Raw genomic sequence first — 16,954 nt, forward strand, 5'->3', positions numbered from 1 at the left:
TGTTTTAAGGTGCTCCCGCTATGATTTCTTGTTTAATCAAAACAGCAACTTTTTATTGCGTAACCTCTTCAGTGATCGAATCCTCTGTTGGCTCCTCCATCACTTCTTCTGTTTCCGCACTGATTTTTCGATACCTTTGCATACCAGTACCAGCAGGCACGAGTTTACCAATAATTACATTCTCTTTTAGACCTAGTAATTCATCACGTTTACCTTTAATTGCTGCATCAGTTAACACACGTGTTGTTTCTTGGAATGACGCCGCAGATAAGAATGAATCTGTCTCAAGTGATGCCTTGGTAATACCCAATAGAACAGGCTTACCTGTTGCCGGATTGTTTCCTTCGTGTAATACCTTCTTGTTTGCGTCTCTAAACTGGTGAATTTCTAGTAGAGAACCTGGTAATACTTCCGTATCTCCAGCATCGGAAACACGTATTTTACGCATCATTTGACGAACCATCACCTCTACGTGTTTATCGCCAATTTCAACCCCTTGCATCCGATAAACTTTTTGCACTTCTTTTAGTAAGTATTGTTGAACACCGTCGATTCCTCTAATCTTCAGTAATTCTTTCGGATCAATCGAACCTTCATTCAATTCTTGACCGGCTTCAATTTTATCCCCAATACTTACTTTCAATCGCGCGCCATACGGAACAGTATAAGTGTGATTTTCTACTTCACCTTGAATAACTATTTCTTGTTTATCCTTCACTTCACTTATATCTTGGACAGTACCGTATACTTGTGAAATAATTGCCTGCCCTTTTGGATTACGTGCTTCAAAGATCTCTTGAATACGCGGAAGACCCTGTGTAATATCGCTTCCTGCTACACCACCAGTGTGGAATGTACGCATAGTAAGCTGGGTACCTGGCTCACCAATAGATTGAGCTGCAATAATACCAACAGCTTCTCCAACTTCTACTTCTTGACCTGTAGCTAAGTTACGTCCATAACATTTCTTACATGCACCATGCTTCGTGTTACATGTAAATACAGAGCGAATAACCACTTCTTCAATACCTGCATCGACGATTTGTTTCGCAACATCTTCGTGAATCACTTCATTCTTAGTTACAAGAATTTCTCCTGATTCAGGATGACGAACATTTTGGAAGGCAGTTCTACCAATTAACCGGTCGATAAGAGGCTCGATCATTTCTGTTCCTTCTTTAATCGACGCAACAGTTAAACCTCGATCTGTTCCACAGTCATCTTCACGGATAATAACATCTTGTGCCACATCGACTAATCGACGGGTTAGGTAACCAGAGTCTGCCGTCTTAAGCGCAGTATCTGCTAGACCTTTACGAGCACCGTGAGTAGAAATAAAGTATTCCAATACTGTTAAACCTTCACGGAAACTTGATTTAATCGGTAATTCGATGATACGCCCAGATGGGTTTGCCATTAATCCACGCATACCAGCAAGCTGAGTGAAGTTTGATGCATTACCACGCGCACCGGAGTCACTCATCATAAAGATTGGGTTTCGTGGGTTTAGACTTTGCATTAGACGATCTTGAATATCATCTTTTGCTTGTGACCATATCGAAATAACTCGGTCATATCGTTCTTCTTCCGTAATTAAACCTCGACGGAATTGTTTTAGAACTTTATCTACTTTTGCTTGTGCTTCCTCTAGGATTTCTTCCTTCTCTGCTAGCACAACGATATCAGCAACACCTACTGTGATGCCTGCCTTGGTAGAGTATTTAAATCCTAGGTCCTTCATTCTATCTAACATTTTAGATGTTTCACTAATTTTGAATCGTTTAAACACTTCAGCAATGATGTCTCCTAAAATGCCTTTCTTAAACGGAAGTATTTGTTCGCGATTCGCAATCTCTGCTTTAACATCCGTTCCTTTTTCAATAAAATACTTTTCAGGTGTAGCAATTTCTAAGTTTTGTTGCGTTGGTTCATTCATATACGGGAATGAATTTGGTAGTATATCGTTAAAGATTAACTTACCGACTGTTGTGATTAATAATTTTTGTCTTTGTTCATCATTAAATGTTTCATTATTCAGTGATGATGCTTGAACAGCAATTCTAGTATGCAAGTGCACATAGCCATTCTGATAGGCAACCATCGCTTCATTTAAATCTTTAAATGCCATCCCTTCACCAACGGCTCCTACACGTTCTAATGTAAGATAGTAGTTACCTAGTACCATATCCTGTGATGGCGTAACAACTGGTTTACCATCTTTAGGATTTAAGATGTTTTGTGCAGCTAACATTAGAATACGCGCTTCTGCTTGTGCTTCTGCTGATAATGGTACGTGAACAGCCATTTGGTCACCATCAAAGTCAGCGTTATATGCTGTACAAACAAGAGGGTGTAACCGGATTGCACGACCTTCCACTAAAGTAGGTTCAAATGCTTGAATACCTAATCGGTGAAGTGTTGGTGCACGGTTTAATAATACTGGGTGCTCCTTAATAACCTCTTCAAGAACGTCCCAAACCTCTGGCTGTAGTCGCTCAATTTTACGTTTAGCAGATTTAATATTATGAGCTAATCCTCTCTCCACTAACTCTTTCATAATGAATGGTTTAAATAGCTCTACTGCCATTTCCTTCGGTAGTCCACACTGATACATTTGTAAAGACGGCCCTACCACAATAACAGAACGTCCCGAGTAGTCTACACGTTTACCTAGTAAGTTTTGACGGAAGCGCCCTTGTTTCCCTTTAAGCATGTGGGAAAGAGACTTAAGTGGGCGATTACCAGGACCAGTAACAGGGCGTCCACGACGACCATTATCAATAAGTGCATCCACAGCTTCTTGTAGCATACGTTTTTCGTTTTGAACAATAATACTTGGTGCACCTAAGTCTAATAGTCGTTTTAAACGATTATTACGGTTGATCACACGACGGTACAAATCATTTAAATCAGAAGTAGCAAAACGTCCCCCATCTAATTGCACCATTGGACGTAGCTCAGGCGGAATGATCGGTAGTACATCCAAGATCATCCAAGATGGCTCATTTCCAGAGTTACGGAATGCTTCAAGCACTTCTAATCGTTTAATTGCGCGGGTTCTTCTCTGACCTTGCGCAGTTTTTAATTCTTCACGTAACTGATCTACTTCTTTTTCTAGTTCTATATCTTGTAACAGTTTTCGAATCGCTTCTGCACCCATTGCAGCTTGGAACGAGTTGCCATACTTATCGCGATAAGAACGATACTCTTTCTCTGATAATAATTGTTTCTTTTCTAATGCGGTGTCACCAGCATCGGTCACGATATATGCTGCAAAATAAATTACTTCTTCCAGCGCCCTCGGTGACATATCCAGCACAAGACCCATTCTGCTTGGAATTCCTTTGAAATACCAAATGTGAGAGACAGGGGCAGCTAACTCAATATGCCCCATACGCTCACGACGAACCTTTGCTTTTGTTACTTCTACACCACAGCGGTCACAAACGACACCTTTATAACGAACTCGTTTGTATTTTCCACAATGACATTCCCAGTCTTTCTGCGGTCCAAAGATCCGTTCACAAAACAGTCCATCCTTTTCAGGTTTCAATGTACGGTAGTTAATTGTTTCTGGTTTTTTCACTTCACCAAAAGACCATGAACGAATTTTATCTGGTGAAGCCAATCCGATTTTCATGAATTCAAAATTATTTACATCTATCAAGGGGTCAACCTCCCTTTAATTTCCAGAATCTTATTTAAACAACACGCATGCTTGCGGAATTCTTATTTATTTTCAACTTCTAAATTAAATTTATCTGCTGACTGATTTTCCTCTTCCTCAACATCACGTAGGTCAATTTCCTGTTCATCACTTGAAAGCATTTTTACATCCATACCAAGACTCTGTAATTCCTTAATTAATACTTTAAAGGACTCAGGAATACCTGGTTCTGGAACATTGTCACCTTTAACAATTGCTTCATATGTTTTCACACGTCCAACAACGTCATCAGATTTAACAGTTAAGATTTCCTGTAACGTATAGGCGGCACCATATGCCTCTAATGCCCAAACTTCCATTTCACCGAAACGCTGTCCACCAAATTGTGCCTTACCACCTAATGGCTGTTGTGTAACAAGTGAGTATGGTCCAGTAGAACGCGCATGTAATTTATCGTCTACCATGTGGGCTAGTTTGATCATGTACATAACCCCGACAGATATACGGTTATCAAACGGTTCTCCTGTACGTCCATCATACAGGACTGTTTTGGCATCCCTTGGCATCCCTGCTTCTTGCAAGGTTTCCCATACATCTTCTTCTCTAGCACCATCAAATACAGGTGTAGCAACATGAATACCTAGCTGTCTTGCAGCCATACCTAAATGAAGCTCCAACACCTGTCCGATATTCATACGAGAAGGAACCCCTAATGGGTTAAGCATGATATCAATCGGTGTACCATCTGGTAAAAATGGCATATCCTCTTCAGGTAAGATTTTCGAAATAACACCCTTGTTTCCGTGTCTACCGGCCATTTTATCACCTTCGTGTATCTTACGCTTTTGAACAATATAGACACGTACTAGCTGGTTGACTCCTGGTGGCAATTCATCACCATCATCACGATTGAAAATCTTCACGTCCAAGACAATACCACCTGCACCGTGCGGAACTCTAAGTGAAGTATCTCTAACCTCACGAGCCTTTTCACCAAAGATCGCATGTAACAAGCGTTCTTCAGCTGATAGTTCTGTTACCCCTTTAGGTGTCACTTTACCTACGAGCAAATCACCATCTTCAACTTCAGCACCTACGCGGATGATTCCTCTTTCATCAAGGTCTCTTAACGCATCTTCCCCAACATTAGGGATGTCTCTTGTGATTTCTTCAGGTCCAAGCTTCGTATCACGAGCTTCTGACTCATACTCTTCAATATGAATTGAAGTATAAACATCATCTTTCACTAGACGTTCACTCATGATAACGGCATCCTCGTAGTTATAACCTTCCCAAGTCATAAAGCCTACAAGAACATTTTGACCTAAGGCAAGTTCACCATCTTGCATCGATGGACCATCTGCTAAAATTTCACCTTTTGTTACACGATCTCCGACACTAACAATCGGACGTTGGTTATAACAAGTACCTTGGTTAGAACGGATAAACTTCTGCAATTTATAACGATCAAGGTCTCCTTCAACCTCTTTACCATCCACTTCAGAAATACGGCGAACACGTACTTCTTTCGCTTCTACCTGTTCAACAACACCCTCGTGTCGATTGATAACAGCTGCACCGGAGTCTTTACCTGATACATACTCCATTCCGGTACCAACAACCGGAGATTTCGGTTGTAATAACGGCACCGCTTGACGTTGCATGTTTGCTCCCATTAAAGCACGGTTTGAGTCATCATTTTCTAAGAACGGAATACATGCTGTCGCTGCCGATACGACCTGCTTTGGTGAAACATCCATATAATCTATACGATCTCTGCTTACAATCGTGTTTTCACCACGGAAACGAGCAATAACTTCATCATCTGCGAAAGTTCCATCTTCATTTAATCGAGCATTGGCTTGCGCAACGACATAATTATCTTCTTCGTCTGCCGTTAAATAATCATAAAAATCGGTTACTTTACCTGTTTCATGATCAATACGACGATATGGTGTTTCGATGAAACCAAACTTATTCACCTTAGCAAATGAAGAAAGCGAGTTGATCAAACCAATATTTGGTCCCTCTGGTGTCTCGATTGGACACATACGACCATAGTGAGAATAGTGAACATCTCGCACTTCGAAACCTGCACGTTCACGAGTTAAACCACCTGGTCCAAGCGCTGAAAGACGTCGCTTATGTGTTAACTCACCCAACGGATTCGTTTGATCCATAAACTGAGATAACTGAGAACTACCAAAGAACTCTTTAATCGACGCAATTACTGGTCGTATATTAATTAATTGTTGCGGTGTGATCGAAGACGTATCTTGAATCGACATACGTTCACGAACGACACGTTCCATACGTGATAACCCAATACGGAATTGGTTTTGTAACAATTCACCAACTGAACGTAGTCTACGATTACCTAAATGGTCAATATCGTCTGTGTCGCCGACTTGATGTAAAATATTAAAGAAATAGCTTATAGAAGAAAGAATATCTGCAGGAACGATATTTTTCACACTATCCTCTACATTCCCATTACCAATCACATTTAATGTTCTCTCACCTTCAGGGTCTGTTGGATCGAAAATTTTGATGGATTGAATTTTAATAGGTTCTTCAAGTACCCCTGCATGTGGTTCTAACTCTTGCTCACCAAAGCCATTTTCTTCTGCATCTAAGTATGGAATGATTTTATCTAATAAACGACGATCTAGCTTATCGCCTCGTTGTGCAATTACCTCACCTGTTTCCTCATCAACAAGCGGTTCTGCAAGCACTTGGTTAAACAGTCGATTTTTTAAATGAAGCTTTTTGTTCATCTTATAACGACCTACATGTGCTAAATCGTAACGCTTCGGATCAAAGAAACGTGACACAAGTAAGCTCTTAGCATTTTCTACTGTTGGTGGTTCACCAGGGCGTAAACGCTCATAGATCTCAAGCAATGCTTTTTCACTTGTTTCCGTATTATCTTTTTCAAGCGTATTTTTTAAGTATTCATTTTCACCAATTAAATCAATAATTTCTTGGTCATTACCAAACCCAAGTGCTCTAAGTAACACAGTGATTGGCAACTTCCTTGTACGGTCGATACGAACATGAACGACATCTTTGGCGTCTGTTTCAAATTCTAGCCATGCACCACGGTTTGGAATAACAGTAGCTGTATGACCTTTTTTTCCGTTTTTATCGTACTTTTCACTAAAGTAAACACTTGGCGACCGAACAAGCTGTGATACAATAACACGTTCCGCACCATTAATGATGAATGTACCCGTGTCTGTCATTAATGGAAAATCACCCATGAATACTTCCTGCTCTTTAACCTCACCAGTATCATTATTTAAAAGACGAACTTTTACACGAAGAGGAGCATTATACGTTACATCTCGCTCTTTTGATTCATCTACAGGATATTTAGGTTCACCAAGACTATAATCAACAAACTCTAGTGATAAATTCCCTGTAAAGTCTTCAATCGGAGAAATATCTTTAAACATTTCTCTCAAACCTTCTTCTAGAAACCAATCATAGGAAGCGGTTTGAATTTCAATAAGATTCGGTAATTCTAGTACTTCACTAATGCGTGCATAGCTTCTGCGCTGGCGGTGTCGTCCATACTGAACTAGTTGACCTGTCAACTGATTCACCCCTCAAATCAATAATAAGAAACTTAGATCCATCGTCATGATGGTCACAGCACACCTTCTCTTGTTACCAAATATCGTATATTGACTTCCAGAACAATGAAGGTATACTAAAAATAGTATAAAAAGTTCAGCAAACATACTGAACAAACTTGTGAGAGCATTATCTATCACAAGCTTTTTTATAAATTACACTCGCATAAAAGCGAATGGTATTAACTTTTCTAAAATATCTTCTGTATTGTCATCGATCGAAACATTGGAACTCCTTGATTTTAACAGTATTTCCCTAAACTTCGAAAACTATACATGTAATAAAATTGAAATTTTTCCTTGACAAACAAAGTCGCCTATTGGCATTTTTTTATAATATCACAATAGGATTTTAGAGTCAATTTTTTAGCAAAAAATTGTTACTTTTTTATTGACTTTATTATAAAATAACCCTTATCTTTTTTCACAACTTCAACAGCATCGAACATCGTTTCTAACTTCTCTTTTGTTGATGGCGCCCCTTGTTTTTTTTGGATGACTACCCATAGCTCCCCTCGGGAAGTTAACGCCTCATAACTTTCTTCAAACATTTGAAAAATCACATTTTTCCCAGCACGAATAGGAGGATTTGTCACTATTGCGGAAAAACATTGATTTTGGAAGGATTGTAAACGATCACTAATCTTAAACTCAACATTATCAATATTATTTTGGTTTGCATTATACTTAGCTAAGGCAAGCGCCCGTTCATTCACATCGCTCAGCGTTACCTCGCGATTTGGGAAAGCTTTCGCTAGCGCTAGACCGATCGGCCCATAGCCACAGCCAAGATCCAATAACCCACCATCAATTTCTGGTTCAGTAAAAGTCTCTATTAGTAATCTTGACCCAAAATCCACTTCATTTCTAGAAAACACACCATGGTCACTCGTGAAAGTAAATGGTATGCCTTTCAAGACAAAATTCCATGTTTTCGGATCGCTTATAGATTGAGGATTTGTTGAAAAGTATTGCTCTGACATCTAAGCACCTACTTTATCTATTATTGTTGATTACATCAAGTACCTTTCTATATATTACAATAAAGCTCGCCTACCTAGTAGACGAGCTTTACTATAAAATTACTTCAATTCGATTGAAGCACCAGCTTCTTCAAGTTTACCTTTGATTTCTTCAGCTTCTTCTTTAGATGCGCCTTCTTTAACAGCTCCTGGAGCGTTATCTACAAGGTCTTTAGCATCTTTAAGTCCAAGACCAGTGATTTCACGTACTGCTTTAACAACTTTAATTTTTGAAGATCCAGCATCTGAAAGTACTACATCAAATTCAGTTTGCTCTTCAGCAGCCTCAGCAGCGCCACCGCCAGCAACAGCAACTGGTGCTGCAGCAGTTACACCAAATTCTTCTTCAATTGCTTTTACAAGATCGTTAAGTTCAAGAACTGACATTTCTTTAATCGCTTCGATAATTTGTTCTTTAGACATTATTAGTTCCTCCTAATTGTTTTTAAATTTTATAATAACCGTTTCTATCAGGCAAATTTCGGACTATCTATTGCTTGTGCAATAATGTTTATGCAATTAAGCTCCTTGCTCTTCTTTTTGCTCGGCAACCGCTTTTGTTGCATAAGCAAAGTTTCGAACTGGCGCTTGAAGTACGCTGAGTACCATTGATAGTAGCCCTTCGTAGTTTGGTAGGTCTGCAAGTTCTTTGATTTGCTCAAGACTAGCAACTTTTCCTTCGATTACGCCACCCTTAATTTCTAATGCGTCGTGTTCTTTAGCAAAATTGTTAAGGATTTTAGCGGGTGCTACGACATCGTCTTTACTGAAAGCAATTGCTGTAGGGCCTACAAGAACATCATTAAGTTCAGTAAGTTCAGCAGCTTCCGTTGCACGACGTGTCATTGTATTTTTGTATACTTTGAAGTCAACACCAGCTTCACGTAATTGATTACGAAGTTCTGTAACTTCTGCAACATCTAATCCACGATAATCTACAAGGATTGTAGATTGACTTTCGCGGAACTTGTCAGCAATTTCTGTTACAACCTGTTTTTTGTGCTCAATAACTTTTGACATTGTTCCACCTCCCATTTACAGATCATCATACCGTTGTATCTGTGTATAAAAACAAGCCTCCATGTAGACATAGAGGCTTGTTGAATGAGTGAGATAATTTACGAACACAATTATCCTTTTTATTCACACACCTCGGTAGGAAATTAAGCCAATAAAGGCACCTACTGTCTACGGTATAACGTATAATTTTATAATTCGAAGGGTGACTGAACACCTTCGCTTTAACAACAAAACTTATTATAGTTAATTCCTATGATAAAGTCAATAGTTGTTTTTATTTTTTAAGAAAAGAAGCTGTATCCACTTTAACACCAGGACCCATTGTAGAAGTAACAGCTGCATTACGCATATAGATACCTTTTGCCGCTTGCGGCTTAACTTTCATTAGCTGATCTGCGATCGCTTCGAAGTTTTCAACAAGCTTGTCAAGGTCAAAGGATACCTTACCGATAGGTACGTGGATGTTTGATGATTTATCAACACGGTACTCCACTTTACCTGCTTTAATTTCATTAACAGCTTTTTCTACTTCGAAAGTAACTGTACCAGTTTTAGGGTTTGGCATTAAACCTTTAGGTCCTAATACACGACCTAGTTTACCAACTTCAGCCATCATGTCTGGAGTAGCAACAACGACATCGAACTCAAACCAACCTTGGTTGATTTTGTTGATTAGTTCTTGATCTCCTACATAATCTGCTCCAGCCGCTTCCGCTTCTTTCGCTTTATCACCTTTTGCAAATACAAGAACAGTTTGCGTTTTACCAGTTCCGTGTGGCAATACCATCGCACCACGGATTTGTTGGTCTGCTTTCTTAGGGTCAACTCCTAAACGAAATGCAGCTTCTACTGTTTCATCAAAATTTGCTTTTGCAGTTTTTTGTACTAACTCAATTGCTTCTTTCGTGTCATATGCTTTTGAACGATCAACAAGTTTTGCTGTTTCTTGTTGTCTTTTCGTTAATTTAGCCATTTTAATTCCTCCTAGAATGTGGTTTTAACGGTTATACCTCCCACTTTATCAAGCGGCGTAAGCCGATAAGCTTACGTAATTAACTTCTCAATAATAAAGGTTGCGAGATGGGTATCATCCTCCACCATCGCAACCCTTTGCTACATTCCATTACCGCTGTGGGGATTAGTCTTCAACAACGATACCCATACTACGCGCAGTACCTTCAACCATACGCATAGCAGCTTCAACGTCAGCAGCATTTAAGTCAGGCATTTTTGTTTCCGCAATTTCTTTCACTTGGTCGCGTTTAATGGTCGCAACTTTATTACGGTTTGGTTCACCTGATGCAGATTCAATTCCAGCTGCTTTCTTAAGTAGAACGGCAGCAGGCGGAGTTTTCGTAATAAATGTAAATGAACGGTCTTCAAAAACCGTAATTTCAACCGGAATAATCATACCCGCTTGTTCTTGGGTACGTGCATTAAATTCCTTACAGAAACCCATGATGTTAACACCTGCTTGACCTAGTGCTGGCCCAACTGGTGGTGCTGGATTTGCCTTCCCTGCTGGGATCTGAAGTTTAACTACTTTAATTACTTTTTTAGCCACGAGACACACCTCCTTAAGTCCGTGATGTGGTAATAGGGCTCTGCCCTCCCACTCAATGAATATACAATTAAACCTTATACTCGAGGCATAAAGAACATAAGAATTTTAGCATTTATAAGATAAAAATGCAAGTATATGTTATAAGTTGTTTTTTTTATTACTAAAGATTAACCATCAAAACAACATTTTTCATTATACAAAATAAACAACCAAATTGCCACCCATTATCAAATATTGTTAGGAATTTACAACTTTTCCACTTGCCAAAAATCTAGTTCAACAGGTGTTTCTCTACCAAACATATTCACGTGAACTTTCACTTTTTGTTTATCCAAATCAATATGCTCTACCGTGCCAGTAAAGTCAGCGAATGGTCCATCCGTTACTTTAACCGTTTCTTTCTCCTCTAAATCTATTTCTGTTACTTGTTCATCCATTCCCATGCGCTTCAGAATCGTTTCTACTTCTTCTGGTAAGAGAGGGATAGGTTTAGAACCTGAACCAGTTGACCCAACAAACCCAGTTACACCTGGCGTATTACGAACAACGTACCATGAATCATCCGTCATGACCATCTCCGCTAAAACATATCCAGGAAAAACCTTTTTTTTCGCTGTTTTCTTTTTACCATTTTTTATTTCCGTTTCTTCATCTTCAGGTACTAAAACCCGAAAGATCTTATCTTCCATACCCATCGATTCTAGACGCTTTTCTAAATTCGTTTTCACTTTGTTTTCATACCCTGAATACGTATGAACAACATACCAATTTTTTTCCATAATTGAGGACAAACTTTTGTCCTTCCCTCCCTTAAACATAAAGTCAAACTCATATTCTTCGCAGGCTTAAGGTACCGTTAAGAAAACAGTTTTACCATTTTTACACTACTATTATTTTTAGACAATTTAAAAAACCCGAAAATATAAACGGGTTTTTAACAAAATAATCTATTAATATTCATTATAGCATAATTTAAAAATTATTATTCAAAAAATAAGTTAAGAATTCCAGAAATCCCTAAATCAACTACAGCAAAGAAAACGGCAACAAATGCAACTGTACTAACAACTGTAATTGTATAACGAGTGAGTTCTTGCCCTTTTGGCCAAGAAACTTTTTTCATTTCTCTGGATACATTTTTGAAGAATGTAACAAGATTCATACTTGTACCTCCAAACTTTCGCCTGTGCCTGGCTTGTTCCTATTTCGTCTCACGATGTAGAGTATGCGTACCACATCTTTTACAATACTTTCGTACTTGCAAACGTTCAGATTGATTTGATTCATTTTTATGCGTCGTATAATTTCTACTTAAACAAGTTGTACATGCTAAAACGACTTTTTTCTCCATTGTTTACACCCCTAATTAACGGGTTTACACCTTTTATAATGTAGCATGGTTCGATATACCTGTCAATCCAGTTTGACAAGTATAAACTACATTATAAACTTATTTCACTAATTTCAAGGTAACGTTCTAACTTACGTTTTACGCGCTGCAATGCATTATCAATAGACTTCACATGTCGTTTCAATTCTACTGATATTTCTTGATAGGTACGCCCGTCCAAGTAAAGAGATAGAACTTCCCTCTCCAGTTCACTCAACAACTCGGACATTTTATCTTCCATATCACCAAATTTTTCTCGGTTTATAATCATTTCCTGCGGATCAATCATCTTCGACCCTGCAATCACATCTAAAAGTGTTCGATCAGACTCTTCATCATAGATAGGCTTGTCCAGTGATACATATGAATTAAGCGGAATATGCTTTTGTCTAGTAGCTGTTTTAATAGCCGTTATGATTTGTCTAGTAACACATAATTCAGCAAACGCCTTGAAAGATGAGAGCTTATCTCCTTTATAGTCCCGTATCGCTTTATATAAACCAATCATACCTTCTTGCACAATGTCTTCACGGTCGGCACCGATTAAAAAATAGGTCCTTGCTTTTGCACGCACAAAATTCTTATACTTGTTTATTAAACAGTCCAACGCTTGACTATGTCCCCGATGAACTAATTCAATAAGCTTATCATCTTCAAGAGTTTCTAAATCTAATTCCTTAACCGAATTATTCTTATCTATGGTGCACACCTGGACTCCCCCCGACTATATGCCGTGATGATATATAGAAATCATTATACAGTAAACGCTTTACCATCGTCAACATAAGGCGCTATTTGTCACCGCGCCGCCATTTTTCAAAAACTTCAAGCACATCTTTATTGATTGGAATTTTCGTAGAATGTTGTGTATGTTGATGGTCTTGAAGCTCTTCCTCAATTTCACCCTCTATATCTTCCATTTCAATATGTAACTCTCGAGCTGATTTTCGTAACGCTCCTTGCGCAAAAATAGTACGTTGTTCCGTATAATCGGATGTTGCCACATAAACTTGGGTTCGTACATTTTTAAACTCTTTAATCAACCGCTCAATACACTCGTCTGCCGTTTCATTTTCCTTTGTATAGATAACTTCTACATTATAGTTCTTTTGTTTTGTTTCTAACCCTCGAACGCCGTACGCATCAAAAATTATGATGACACGCATTCCTTTGTACGCTTTATACTCCGCCATTCTTTCAACTAACAAACTTCTAGCCTGTTCCAAATCCGAATCTTTCAGCCTGTTCAGTTCATCCCAAGCACCAATGATGTTATATCCATCGACTAATAAGACATCCATTACTATTCACCAAGAGGGGATCTTTTTCGATATACTTCATACATTAAAAGACTTGCAGCAACAGAGGCATTTAAGGAAGAAACTTTCCCCTTCATCGCAAGACGAACAGACCAATCACACTTTTCTTTCACTAATCGACTCATTCCTTTACCCTCATTACCAATCACTAAAGCAATTGGGATAGTACCATCCAATTGCCTATAGTCCTCTGAACCATCGGCCGCAGTCCCAACAACCCATACATTTCGCTCTTTTAATTCATCGATAGTTTTCGCAATATTCGTCACCCGCGCCACAGGTATATACTCAATCGCTCCCGCAGATGTTTTCGCCACAGTTGCTGTTAACCCTACCGATCTTCGTTTTGGGATAATCACGCCATGTACACCTGTCGCATCCGCTGTTCGAAGGATAGAACCTAAATTATGTGGATCTTCAATTTCATCAAGGATCATAAAGAACGGTGCTTCCCCTCTTGATTCAGCAACAGCAAACAAATCATCCAGATGGCTGTAATCATAAGCAGATACCGATGCTGCAACACCTTGATGATTGCCATCTACTAATTGATCCAACTTTTTCTTAGGGACTCGTTGTACCGTTAGTCCATTTTGCTTTGCTAGTTTTTGTATCTTTTGAAAGGATTGATGCTGTAATTGTTCAGATACAAATAACTTGTTCATGGTTCTTCCTGATTTAAGTGCTTCTGTAACCGGGTTTTTACCAATGATCCATTCTTCAGCCACTTTTTTCAGCCCCTTTCTCCACAAATTGGATAGCCAAATTAATTAGTTCTGCCAACCTGTCTTTTTCTTCAGCTAAATATAAATAACCTAATAACGCCTCAAACGCTGTGCTATAACGATAAGTTTGTACATCGGTATTTTTAGGGACAGAACCAGACTTCGCGTTTCTGCCCCTTCGAACAACCGCTTCTTCCTCTTCACTCAATATCTCTTGCTCCAGCCAATACAAGATCACTCTCGCTTGTGACTTAGCTGATACAAACCGAACAGCTGATTGGTGTAGTTGGTTTGGTTTAACATTCCCTTTAAGAATCAAATGGTGCCTGACATCTTTTTCATAGATGACATCCCCCATATAGGCAAGTGTTAAACTTTTTATTTGTTTTACGTCCATCGTCGCCATACATTACCCTCTTTTCCAACGCGTACCTTGTGGTGTATCTTCTAAAATTATATTTTTTCCCTTTAGGTCATCTCTAATCTTATCCGCTAAGGCAAAGTCGCGTTGTTTTCTCGCTTCTACTCTTTGTTGAATTAAAGCTTCTATTTCTTCATCAAGTAACTCTGTTTCCTCTACCAATTGAATCCCTAGCACATTTGCTAATGTTTCCAAAAGCCCTTGAAATGCTTCAATTACTTGTGTAGACGTCTGTTTTGATTCGAGGTAGACATTGGCATCCTTTGTAACATCAAAAAGAACAGCAATAGCGTTAGCCGTGTTAAAGTCGTCATCCATTTCCTGAATAAAACGTTGTTTATATGTGTCTATTTTTTCTAACCATTCATTTTTATCTTGTTCTAAATTAGTGCTAGCTTGTTTCCGATGTTCTAAATTTTGATAGGCATTTTTAATACGTTCCAAGCTATTTTTTGCACCTTCTAATAACTTCTCACTAAAATTAATTGGGTTTCGATAATGGACACTTAGCATAAAGAATCGCACAACTTGCGGATCGTGTTTTTGAATTAAGTCATGCGCTAATACAAAGTTCCCTAATGATTTCGACATCTTTTCATTGTCAATATTAATATACCCATTATGCATCCAGTAATTAGCAAATGTTGCATTGTTACAAGCTTCAGATTGGGCAATTTCATTTTCATGGTGCGGAAATGCTAAATCTTGCCCACCGGCATGAATATCAATCGTCTCTCCTAAATATTTCTTCGCCATTGCCGAGCATTCAATATGCCAGCCAGGTCTCCCTCTTCCCCATGGTGAATCCCAAGCAATTTCACCCGGTTTCGCTTGTTTCCACAAAGTGAAATCTAATGGATCATCTTTCTTCTCTCCAACTTGTATACGAGCGCCTGATCGCAGTTCGTCTATCGATTGATGAGACAGATTGCCATAGTCTTCAAACGACCTAGTTTTAAAGTAAACGTCACCGTCCGCCGCATATGCATACCCTTTTTCAATTAATTGTTTGATAAAGACAATAATATCGTCCATCGTCTCCGTCACACGTGGGTGGTGAACAGCCTTTTTAACTCCGAGAGCCTGAACATCATCCATATATGCATCAATATACCGATCCGCCACATCTTGAACCTCTTCACCTAACTCATTAGCCGCTTTTATAATTTTATCGTCAACATCGGTAAAATTTAACACATATTGAACGTCATAGCCTCTATACTCTAAATACCTTCTTACCGTATCAAACACAATGGCAGGTCTAGCGTTCCCTATATGAATATAGTTATAAACAGTCGGGCCACAAACATACATTCTTACCTTACCTTCTTCGATTGTTTGAAACGGTTCCTTTTGTCTAGTTAAGGTGTTATAGATTTTAATCGTCACCCTTATGCACTCCTTTTAGTTCATCTAATTCAGTTTGTAATCTCTCAATTTCGGTTTGCATCGCCTTTAATTTTTCGGAAACTGGATCAGGAAGTTTATGATGATCTAAATCCTTCCGCACCCTTTCCCCATTTTGAATAACAATACGTCCCGGAATTCCAACAACAGTGGAGTGATCTGGCACATCATGTAATACGACTGAACCCGCTCCAACTTTTGAACTTTCCCCAATAGTAATGGATCCTAATACCTTTGCACCGGTTGCAACTAATGCATTATCTTTAATTGTAGGATGTCTTTTCCCCTTTTCTTTTCCAGTTCCACCTAATGTTACACCTTGAAAGATTGTTACATTATCTCCTATTTCACACGTTTCCCCTATCACAACACCCATACCATGATCAATAAAAAACCTTCGCCCTATTTTGGCACCAGGATGAATCTCAATACCAGTTATGAATCGACTTACCTGTGAGATGAATCGAGCAATAAAGAAAAACTTCCTCTTGAAAAAAGCATGCGCTAATCGATGTGCCCAAATAGCATGAAGACCAGAATAAGTGAGTGTTACTTCTAAATAGGTGCGAGCCGCCGGATCCTGATCAAAAACAACATCAATATCTTGCTTTAACAACTTAAATAAACCCACACCAATCTCCCCTTTAATAATTTAGCTTTCTTGCACAACAACCCTAGTAGGCCCTTTATAAACAAATACTTATAAAGCCTAGATTCCGACAAAAATAGAAAAAAGCATCCCTATGTTTGATTAAACACAGAGACGCTTTTAGCGCGGTCC

At 38.8% G+C, this 16,954-nt stretch carries 16 protein-coding genes and 2 other annotated features (1 of these 18 running past the window's edge); all 16 genes read right to left on the reverse strand.

Annotated features, from left to right (window positions below; translation table 11 throughout):
* Positions 1-52: 52 nt before the first annotated feature.
* Positions 53-3,667, reverse strand: a complete 3,615-nt coding sequence (gene rpoC, locus FCI53_RS16705; RefSeq protein ID WP_138420185.1) for a DNA-directed RNA polymerase subunit beta' — start codon at positions 3,665-3,667, stop codon at positions 53-55.
* A gap of 62 nt (positions 3,668-3,729) precedes the next feature.
* Positions 3,730-7,266, reverse strand: a complete 3,537-nt coding sequence (rpoB, locus tag FCI53_RS16710) for a DNA-directed RNA polymerase subunit beta (RefSeq protein WP_138420186.1) — start codon at positions 7,264-7,266, stop codon at positions 3,730-3,732.
* A gap of 419 nt (positions 7,267-7,685) precedes the next feature.
* Entirely contained in the window at positions 7,686-8,288 is a 603-nt protein-coding gene (locus FCI53_RS16715; RefSeq protein WP_138420187.1) for a class I SAM-dependent methyltransferase, read from the reverse strand.
* A 99-nt stretch (positions 8,289-8,387) separates the two neighbouring features.
* A complete protein-coding gene (rplL, locus tag FCI53_RS16720; RefSeq protein WP_138420188.1) occupies positions 8,388-8,750 on the reverse strand; it encodes a 50S ribosomal protein L7/L12 in 363 nt (120 codons plus the stop codon).
* 96 nt (positions 8,751-8,846) lie between these two features.
* On the reverse strand, positions 8,847-9,347 hold the full coding sequence (rplJ, locus tag FCI53_RS16725) for a 50S ribosomal protein L10 (RefSeq protein ID WP_138420189.1): 501 nt from the start codon (positions 9,345-9,347) through the stop codon (positions 8,847-8,849).
* A gap of 40 nt (positions 9,348-9,387) precedes the next feature.
* Positions 9,388-9,539, reverse strand: a sequence feature (ribosomal protein L10 leader region).
* An 82-nt stretch (positions 9,540-9,621) separates the two neighbouring features.
* Positions 9,622-10,320 (reverse strand): 50S ribosomal protein L1, encoded by a 699-nt coding sequence (gene rplA, locus FCI53_RS16730; protein WP_138420190.1) that lies wholly within the window; start codon positions 10,318-10,320, stop codon positions 9,622-9,624.
* A 165-nt stretch (positions 10,321-10,485) separates the two neighbouring features.
* Entirely contained in the window at positions 10,486-10,911 is a 426-nt protein-coding gene (rplK, locus tag FCI53_RS16735; protein WP_138420191.1) for a 50S ribosomal protein L11, read from the reverse strand.
* A 245-nt stretch (positions 10,912-11,156) separates the two neighbouring features.
* Positions 11,157-11,690 carry a transcription termination/antitermination protein NusG gene (gene nusG, locus FCI53_RS16740; protein ID WP_138420209.1) on the reverse strand — a complete coding sequence of 178 codons (534 nt, stop codon included), beginning with the start codon at positions 11,688-11,690 and terminating at the stop codon, positions 11,157-11,159.
* 203 nt (positions 11,691-11,893) lie between these two features.
* Entirely contained in the window at positions 11,894-12,073 is a 180-nt protein-coding gene (secE, locus tag FCI53_RS16745) for a preprotein translocase subunit SecE (protein WP_138420192.1), read from the reverse strand.
* A gap of 39 nt (positions 12,074-12,112) precedes the next feature.
* Positions 12,113-12,262, reverse strand: coding sequence for a 50S ribosomal protein L33 (gene rpmG, locus FCI53_RS16750; RefSeq protein WP_138420193.1), 150 nt, complete (start codon positions 12,260-12,262; stop codon positions 12,113-12,115).
* 91 nt (positions 12,263-12,353) lie between these two features.
* Positions 12,354-13,001 (reverse strand): RNA polymerase sporulation sigma factor SigH, encoded by a 648-nt coding sequence (gene sigH, locus FCI53_RS16755; protein WP_138420210.1) that lies wholly within the window; start codon positions 12,999-13,001, stop codon positions 12,354-12,356.
* 91 nt (positions 13,002-13,092) lie between these two features.
* The gene (locus tag FCI53_RS16760) at positions 13,093-13,602 is read right to left on the reverse strand and encodes an NYN domain-containing protein (protein ID WP_138420194.1); all 510 of its coding nucleotides are present in this window, start codon (positions 13,600-13,602) and stop codon (positions 13,093-13,095) included.
* Between the two features lie 2 nt (positions 13,603-13,604).
* The gene (gene rlmB, locus FCI53_RS16765; protein WP_138420195.1) at positions 13,605-14,348 is read right to left on the reverse strand and encodes a 23S rRNA (guanosine(2251)-2'-O)-methyltransferase RlmB; all 744 of its coding nucleotides are present in this window, start codon (positions 14,346-14,348) and stop codon (positions 13,605-13,607) included.
* Positions 14,341-14,751, reverse strand: a complete 411-nt coding sequence (locus FCI53_RS16770; protein WP_138420196.1) for a Mini-ribonuclease 3 — start codon at positions 14,749-14,751, stop codon at positions 14,341-14,343. Before FCI53_RS16770 ends, rlmB begins: the two co-directional genes overlap by 8 nt.
* Before the next feature lie 3 nt (positions 14,752-14,754).
* The gene (gene cysS, locus FCI53_RS16775) at positions 14,755-16,155 is read right to left on the reverse strand and encodes a cysteine--tRNA ligase (RefSeq protein WP_138420197.1); all 1,401 of its coding nucleotides are present in this window, start codon (positions 16,153-16,155) and stop codon (positions 14,755-14,757) included.
* Complete coding sequence (gene cysE / locus FCI53_RS16780) at positions 16,145-16,804, reverse strand: serine O-acetyltransferase (RefSeq protein WP_138420198.1); 660 nt, start codon at positions 16,802-16,804, stop codon at positions 16,145-16,147. The genes cysS and cysE overlap by 11 nt, the downstream gene beginning before the upstream one ends.
* A gap of 125 nt (positions 16,805-16,929) precedes the next feature.
* Positions 16,930-16,954, reverse strand: a binding site (T-box leader) (it continues 191 nt past the right edge of the window).

This window comes from Aquibacillus sediminis (genome assembly GCF_005870085.1).
Taxonomy (GTDB): domain Bacteria; phylum Bacillota; class Bacilli; order Bacillales; family Amphibacillaceae; genus Aquibacillus_E; species Aquibacillus_E sediminis.

Coding starts and splice junctions, on each gene's coding strand:
- rplJ (WP_138420189.1), bottom strand. CDS start 9,347: ATGTCAAAAGTTATTGAGCACAAAAAACAGGTTGTAACAGAAATTGCT.
- rplL (WP_138420188.1), bottom strand. CDS start 8,750: ATGTCTAAAGAACAAATTATCGAAGCGATTAAAGAAATGTCAGTTCTT.
- FCI53_RS16770 (WP_138420196.1), bottom strand. CDS start 14,751: ATGGCGACGATGGACGTAAAACAAATAAAAAGTTTAACACTTGCCTAT.
- rpmG (WP_138420193.1), bottom strand. CDS start 12,262: ATGGAGAAAAAAGTCGTTTTAGCATGTACAACTTGTTTAAGTAGAAAT.
- FCI53_RS16760 (WP_138420194.1), bottom strand. CDS start 13,602: ATGGATGTCTTATTAGTCGATGGATATAACATCATTGGTGCTTGGGAT.
- secE (WP_138420192.1), bottom strand. CDS start 12,073: ATGAATCTTGTTACATTCTTCAAAAATGTATCCAGAGAAATGAAAAAA.
- FCI53_RS16715 (WP_138420187.1), bottom strand. CDS start 8,288: ATGTCAGAGCAATACTTTTCAACAAATCCTCAATCTATAAGCGATCCG.
- rplA (WP_138420190.1), bottom strand. CDS start 10,320: ATGGCTAAATTAACGAAAAGACAACAAGAAACAGCAAAACTTGTTGAT.
- nusG (WP_138420209.1), bottom strand. CDS start 11,690: ATGGAAAAAAATTGGTATGTTGTTCATACGTATTCAGGGTATGAAAAC.